Genomic DNA, 6,021 nt, shown 5'->3' with positions numbered 1-6,021 from the left:
TTATTTGATTTTTTAAAACCTGCCAGTCTGGTACATGGATATCGATACTACCGCAAATTATAAGTTGGGCGGTGCACAGCAACACGACAGTGTACGCCTCGATCCGTGGGTGTTTATGTTCTCCGCAGGATATCGTTTTTAATTCCCCGCAAAAATGACCCCGTAATTACGGGGTCAATAAGGACATGGTATAAAGGGTATTATTTCTTCGCTTCTACGCCATCAGTTTCAGAGCGAATTAAAAATTTCTCAGTTGTTTGCGGAATATGCTGAATTAGCCAGTCGGCCATCTGCTTTTCCTCATTTAAAATCGCTTCGATGACCGGAATAGAGGCTGTATCACCGGCATTTTTTGCCGCAGCTAATAGTGAGGTATAGCAGGCGATTTCAAATTGCTCGAAGACATAGCCGCTAATGGAACCTTTGACAATTTCATCAGAAGGAAAAATACCACCGATAGACTGCCCAAGCGCCGCCATTTTACTCATGGAATCTTTAATGACTGAACGTGAAATGTCATTACGATCAAGAATAGTTTCCAGTTGAACAATCTGGTTTTTGGTTTCACTAAGATGTTGTTCAATACGAGCGCGTAGTTCAGGATAATTATCTATGCGGCTGGCCATGGATTCAAGCATAGATTCGGCTTGCTTTTCCATTGCGTGGGCGTCACGTAGCCAGTCATGATAATGTTCAATACGATTCATGAAAATGTCCTCTTTATAAAATTACTGAAAGTTGAAGTTCATATTTCAGGCTTTATTTTCGGCTTTCTTATTTACGTTATTAAGAGCCAGATCAGTCAGTTTGATGTCGGTGGCCTTTTCTTCTTCCAGAGTTTCTTTCAGAAGCTTCGCTGCTTTACGGTAACCTAATTGTTCAGCCAGCGTCGCTAAGGTCCCGTAACTGGCGATCTCATAGTGCTCGACTTTCTGTGCAGCTGCAATGAGCGCGGCGTCACGCACTTCGTTTTTTTCTGTGCTCTCAATGACCTCATTAGCTTCTTCAATGAGTCCTTCCATTGCTACGCACTTCATGCGTTTAATTTTAAGATTTGATTCGGATTCTACGACTTGATCAATACGTTCTATCTGTCCATGAGTTTCCTCAAGGTGCGCATGAAAAGCCTGACTTAGTTTTTCGTTTGATGTCGCTCTGGAAAGTTTTGCCAGCGCGCGAGTTAACTGTTTTTCTGCGCTGTAGGTGTCTGAAAGCAGGTGAATAAATACATCTTCAATGGTCTTCATATTCATATTTTTCTCCAGTGAAATCACTGCGAGCCATACGGCCCGCAGATACAATTATCTTTATCAGCTGATATTAATAATTAACGGTGGATCAGGATTTTCCTGATTTATTACCACCGCTTTGTTGACCGCCTTTTTTACCCGCTTCGGATGCGCGTTGCGGATCGTTTTTAAAATTACCGCCGCTGTGCTGACCACCTTTACGACCTGCGTCGGATGCCTTCTCACGATCTTCGGCGAAATTTCCTGAACCACCACGATGTTCGGCCATGTTATTTCTCCCGTTACGTTGCATTGTTTGACTAATATGAGTGTTGTGTGTCGACACTCATTAAAATTAGTTGCTAATAAGAATTAGTCAAATTAAGCGTGACAAGGAGGGAGGGTGGGAAATATATTTTGAGGAAGGTTCTGGATATATTAGCAATTGCCTGAGGAATAAGTGACTTAGGAAAAATTATTGATTTTACTGGTGTTATGTTGCGGGATTAATTTGTTTGATTATATTACTGTTGGGCGGAAAAATGACGTAAGTTGACGTATGTTAGGTTAAGCGAAACGGTAAAAAGGCAAATAATGAATAAAATTAAGATTTTTCTGGCTTCGTTAAAGGAATACAAAATGCCGCCAGCAGAACTGACGGCTGTGGGATTAACTGCGTGTTGCCGCTTTCATCGGTTGTATAAAAGCTTTCAATGCCACCAACATTTTCTCTGGCTCATCAATATGTTGCTCGATGATTTTAACAATGGCCGAACCAGAAATCGCGCCCGCAGCTCCTGCATCAATCGCTGCTTTTACCTGTTCCGGGGCGGAAATACCAAACCCTTGTAACGGAGGCGCAGCATTGTACTCTTTCAGCTTCGCGAGCAGATGATTGAGGGGTAACGCTGCGCGGTTTTCAGCTCCGGTCACGCCCGCACGCGACAGCAAATAGGTGTAACCACGACCATAAGAGGCTATCTGACGCAGCAAATCATCGTCGGCATTCGGCGGGCAGATAAATATAGGTGCGACGTTATGGCGCAACGAAGCCTGGCGGAAGGGCGCAGACTCTTCCACGGGCACATCGGCAACCAGCACCGAATCGACGCCGACTTTCTCGCATTGGGCATAAAACTCATCAATACCTTTGTTAAACACCAGGTTGGCATACATCAGAAGGCCAATGGGAATATTCGGGTGTTTCTGGCGAATCAGTGCCAGCATTTCAAAACATTGTGCCGGGGTCACACCCGCCGCAAAAGCACGCAGTGTGGCGTTTTGAATCGTCGGGCCATCCGCCAGCGGGTCAGAGAAGGGGATGCCTAACTCCAGCGCGTCAGCACCGGCTTCAATTAGCGCATCGATAATTTTCAGCGACTGCTCAATGCCCGGATCACCGAGCGTGACGAAAGGAACGAATGCGCCTTCTTTGCGCTCCTTCAAACGGGCAAACAGAGTTTCATAGCGTTCCATCAGATTTCCCCTCGTGCTTTCAAAATATCGTGAACGGTGAAGATGTCTTTATCGCCGCGACCGGAAAGGTTAACCACCAGCAGCTGCTCTTTTTCCGGGTTTTCGCGCATCATTTTCAGCGCATGAGCCAGGGCATGGGAGGATTCCAGTGCCGGGATGATCCCTTCATGCAGGCACAGCGTTTTAAAGGCGTCCAGTGCTTCATCATCGGTAATTGAGACATAATCAGCGCGTCCAGTGCTGTTGAGATACGCGTGTTGCGGGCCGACAGACGGGAAATCCAGCCCGGCTGAGATGGAGTAAGATTCTTCAATCTGCCCGTCTTCTGTCTGCATCATCGGCGCTTTCATACCGAAATAGATGCCCACACGACCATGTTTCAATGGTGCACCGTGCTCGCCGGTTTCGATACCGTGACCGCCTGGTTCCACCCCAATCAGGCCAACGTCGGTTTCGTTGATGAAATCAGCAAACATCCCGATGGCATTCGAACCGCCGCCAACACAGGCGATAACGGCGTCCGGTAGGCGACCTTCTCTTTCCAGAATCTGTGCTTTGGTTTCTTCGCCAATCATCCGTTGAAACTCACGCACAATGGTCGGGTAAGGATGCGGGCCAGCTGCGGTGCCCAGCATGTAGTGCGCGGTTTCATAACTGCCGGACCAGTCGCGCAGAGCCTCGTTACAAGCATCTTTCAGCGTCGCGGAACCGCTATGTACCGGGATCACTTCCGCGCCCATTAAGCGCATACGAAAAACGTTGGGCGACTGACGTTCGACGTCTTTGGCACCCATATAAATTCGACATTTCAGGCCAAGCAGGGCGCTGGCAAGGGCAGACGCCACACCATGCTGACCGGCACCGGTTTCGGCGATGATTTCGGTTTTACCCATCCGCTTCGCCAGTAAGGCCTGACCCAGCACCTGGTTTGTTTTATGTGCGCCGCCGTGCAGTAAATCTTCACGTTTCAGGTACAACGTGGTGTTAGTGCCGGCCGTAATATTCTGGCATTTAGTCAGCGCGGTCGGGCGTCCGGCATAGTTTTTTAGCAGATCATTAAACTGCGCCTGAAATTCTGGATCTTTTTGTGCGCTGACGAAGGCTTCTTCCAGCTGGCGCAGGGCAGGCATCAGGATTTGTGGCACGTACATGCCGCCAAACTCACCAAAATACGGGTTAAGTAATGTTGTCATTGTTCCTTTCCTTAATATGCGCGCAGTGTCTGGAAAACCGAGGCCAAAAGACGTGCGTCTTTGATGCCCGGTTGCGACTCTACAGCAGAATTAAAATCAAGCCCGGCGCAGCCGGTTTGTGCCGCTTCCACGCAGTTATCTGCGCCTAAGCCACCCGCCAGCAGAACGTTGCCAAGCGATTGACCGTTTAACAGTGACCAGTCGAAACGTTGCCCGCTTCCGCCCTGGCCGTTATCGAAAACATATTTATCAACGTGCTGAAAATCGCGCGCGGGCAGGGTTTCTCCAACGCTCAATGCTTTCCAGATGGCAACGTTTGCTGGCAGAGCATCACGCAGTGCGTCGATATATTGCTGATCTTCACTGCCATGCAGTTGCACTGCCACCAGCGATAACACCTTAGCTTTGCCTGCCACATCGGCAATATCGTGATTGCGGAACACGCCAACATACTGCAACGGTGCCGCAGCCATCACTTCCTGCGCCTGTTCAACGTTGACGCAACGTGGTGATGTCGCAACAAAAATCAACCCACCGTAAATCGCGCCCGCGTCATAAGCTGCTTTAGCATCTTGCCCACGCGTCAGGCCACATACTTTATTCTCACCCAGCAACACCCGACGCACGGCGGCGTGCAAATCGTCATGGGCCATCAACGCCGAACCAATCAGAAAACCGTTAGCGAAGTGGCTTAACTCGCGCACCTGAGCGTAAGTATTGATGCCGGATTCGCTGATTACCGTCACGTTGTGCCCCAGTTTCGGCGCAAGCTCGCGGGTACGGTTGAGATCAATCGACAAATCACGCAGATCGCGGTTGTTGATGCCAACGACCTTTGCCCCCAATGCAATGGCGCGCTCCAGTTCCTCTTCATTACTGACTTCGGTCAGCACACCCATCTTCAAACTATGGGCGACGGCTGCAAGCTGGCGATACGATTCGTCGTCCAGCACTGAAAGCATTAATAAGCAGGCATCAGCCTGGTAATAGCGCGCCAGATAGATCTGGTAAGGGTCGATAATAAAGTCTTTACATAAAATCGGCTGTGGCGCGATTTGGCTGACGATGGGGAGGAAATCAAAGCTTCCCTGGAAATATTTCTCATCAGTCAGCACCGAAATTGCCGAAGCGTAATGCTTATAAATCGAGGCAATGCGTGCCGGATCGAAATCATCACGGATCACGCCTTTTGATGGCGACGCTTTCTTGCATTCCAGAATAAATGCGGTACGTGCACCCTGTAGCGCATCATAAAAATGTCGCGTGCTCGGCTGAATTTCATTCTGAAAACTGGCAAGTGGTTGCTGCTGTTTACGGGCTTCTACCCAAATCGCCTTGTCCGCGACGATTTTCGCTAAAACGGTTTGCATCATTTACCCTCGTGCCGCCAGTGCGGTGACTCTGTCGTAAGCGGAACCACTACGCAGTACCTCAAGAACGGTTTGCGCATTGGCTTGCAGATCTTCCTGGCCATGCAGGCGCATTAACATGGCGACATTCGCCGCGACGGCTGCCTCATGGGCGGCGTCGCCTTTACCTTGTAACAAACGTGTTAAAATGTCACGGTTTTCTTCCGGCGTTCCGCCTGCCAGTTGTTCCTGGTGGTAGGGCGTCAGGCCAAAATCTTCTGCGGTCAACTGATAGCTTTTAATTTCGCCATCGTGCAACTCGGCAACAATCGTTGGTGCGTGTAAAGAAACTTCATCCATTCCGCCGCTGTGCACAACCGCTGCGCGTTGATACCCCAACACGCGCAGCGTTTCGGCAATCGGCAGTACCAGCTCCGGACTATAAACACCAATTAACGCCAGCGGCGGATGCGCCGGGTTAATCAATGGCCCCAGCACGTTGAACAGAGTGCGGGTTTTCAGTTGCTGACGAACCGGCATCGCGTGGCGGAATCCGGTGTGATATTTCGGTGCAAAGAGGAAACAGACGCCTAACTCATCCAGCGCCTGGCGCGATTTATCGGCGTTCATATCAAGATTAATACCGAACGCCGCCAGCAGATCCGAAGAACCCGATTTACTGGAGACGCTGCGGTTGCCGTGTTTCGCCACTTTCAGCCCACAGGCTGCTGCAACAAAAGCACTGGCGGGGGGAAAGATGAAACTTTTTTTTCC

At 49.6% G+C, this 6,021-nt stretch carries 7 protein-coding genes and 1 pseudogene; 1 reads left to right on the top strand and 7 read right to left on the bottom strand.

What is annotated here, in order from left to right; genetic code table 11:
* Positions 1-16: 16 nt before the first annotated feature.
* Positions 17-142 (top strand): annotated as a pseudogene (locus tag EQY_RS24775) (OmpW family outer membrane protein); the annotation flags it as partial.
* Positions 143-200: 58 nt separating this feature from the next.
* Here EQY_RS24775 and EQY_RS0115610 read toward each other — a convergent pair.
* From EQY_RS0115610 to trpD, 7 genes are all read right to left on the bottom strand, one after another.
* Complete coding sequence (locus tag EQY_RS0115610; protein ID WP_001079507.1) at positions 201-707, bottom strand: ferritin-like domain-containing protein; 507 nt, start codon at positions 705-707, stop codon at positions 201-203.
* A gap of 45 nt (positions 708-752) precedes the next feature.
* Positions 753-1,253, bottom strand: coding sequence for a YciE/YciF ferroxidase family protein (locus tag EQY_RS0115605; RefSeq protein WP_001056502.1), 501 nt, complete (start codon positions 1,251-1,253; stop codon positions 753-755).
* A gap of 85 nt (positions 1,254-1,338) precedes the next feature.
* Positions 1,339-1,518: a con-10 family general stress protein gene (locus EQY_RS0115600; protein WP_000807651.1), complete on the bottom strand. Its 180-nt coding sequence runs from the start codon at positions 1,516-1,518 to the stop codon at positions 1,339-1,341.
* Between the two features lie 380 nt (positions 1,519-1,898).
* A complete protein-coding gene (gene trpA / locus EQY_RS0115595; protein WP_000443104.1) occupies positions 1,899-2,705 on the bottom strand; it encodes a tryptophan synthase subunit alpha in 807 nt (268 codons plus the stop codon).
* A complete protein-coding gene (gene trpB, locus EQY_RS0115590; protein ID WP_000209511.1) occupies positions 2,705-3,898 on the bottom strand; it encodes a tryptophan synthase subunit beta in 1,194 nt (397 codons plus the stop codon). The genes trpA and trpB overlap by 1 nt, the downstream gene beginning before the upstream one ends.
* Positions 3,899-3,909: 11 nt before the next feature.
* Positions 3,910-5,271, bottom strand: a complete 1,362-nt coding sequence (trpCF, locus tag EQY_RS0115585) for a bifunctional indole-3-glycerol-phosphate synthase TrpC/phosphoribosylanthranilate isomerase TrpF (RefSeq protein WP_000983853.1) — start codon at positions 5,269-5,271, stop codon at positions 3,910-3,912.
* The coding region (gene trpD, locus EQY_RS0115580; protein ID WP_000452601.1) for an anthranilate phosphoribosyltransferase at positions 5,272-6,021 on the bottom strand (750 nt) is incomplete at its 5' end.

The sequence above is a fragment of the Escherichia sp. TW14182 genome (assembly GCF_000208525.1).
GTDB lineage: Bacteria > Pseudomonadota > Gammaproteobacteria > Enterobacterales > Enterobacteriaceae > Escherichia > Escherichia ruysiae.
Note: the sequence above shows the minus strand (reverse complement) of the source record. Positions and strands in the feature narration are given on the sequence as shown.

Coding starts and splice junctions, on each gene's coding strand:
- EQY_RS0115610 (WP_001079507.1), bottom strand. CDS start 707: ATGAATCGTATTGAACATTATCATGACTGGCTACGTGACGCCCACGCA.
- EQY_RS0115605 (WP_001056502.1), bottom strand. CDS start 1,253: ATGAATATGAAGACCATTGAAGATGTATTTATTCACCTGCTTTCAGAC.
- EQY_RS0115600 (WP_000807651.1), bottom strand. CDS start 1,518: ATGGCCGAACATCGTGGTGGTTCAGGAAATTTCGCCGAAGATCGTGAG.
- trpA (WP_000443104.1), bottom strand. CDS start 2,705: ATGGAACGCTATGAAACTCTGTTTGCCCGTTTGAAGGAGCGCAAAGAA.
- trpB (WP_000209511.1), bottom strand. CDS start 3,898: ATGACAACATTACTTAACCCGTATTTTGGTGAGTTTGGCGGCATGTAC.
- trpCF (WP_000983853.1), bottom strand. CDS start 5,271: ATGATGCAAACCGTTTTAGCGAAAATCGTCGCGGACAAGGCGATTTGG.